Source organism: Luteimonas sp. A534 (assembly GCF_054072805.1).
In genome coordinates this window covers 1-501 of the sequence record NZ_JBSVRR010000030.1, presented here as the reverse complement: position 1 = coordinate 501, position 501 = coordinate 1, and the positions used below count along the sequence as shown (strand labels likewise).

The window sequence follows — 501 nt, the reverse complement described above, 5'->3', positions numbered from 1 at the left end:
ACAAGGCCTAACACCCAAGTTAAGCCGCGCCACAGCGGGGCGTGAAGCACATGGCAAGCTCTTTCTGCCATGTGGTTTGCGCCCCGATGTGGTGTCGGCTTGAACGCATTGTTAGGCGCCCGCACGGCAACCCTAGAAGTCGCATCTGAATTCTCCAACGAACTCCTGACCGGCAACAGACATACGTACGCTGTTGCCAGACCCCTTTAGAGTGAAGGATGGAAATAGACGCTTATCGCCTGGATTGCGATAAACGATATGAACTCGCGCCGAGGATCTGTCAAAGTCGTGGATCTCGTATGAGTCGCCAGGCAGGCTGCTGGGATAGCCCTGACCCGGTACGTGAAATAGAATCTGGGCAATCTCTCCGTAGCCTAAGAATTCAAGATCGTAATCTCCAGCATCAACAGGCGCCGAGAACCGGCATATTGTGCTCGTGGCAGCAACGGGCGTTGCCGTGAGCGTTAACAGAATTGCCAGTAGAGTCTTCATGCGCCTAAC

The 501-nt window shown here is 54.3% G+C and carries 1 protein-coding gene; it reads right to left on the bottom strand.

The genetic code is table 11. The features are described 5' to 3' along the window. Positions 1 to 132 precede the first annotated feature (132 nt). On the bottom strand, positions 133 to 501 hold a 369-nt coding region (locus ACW5F0_RS14755; RefSeq protein ID WP_457000050.1), incomplete at its 5' end, for a hypothetical protein.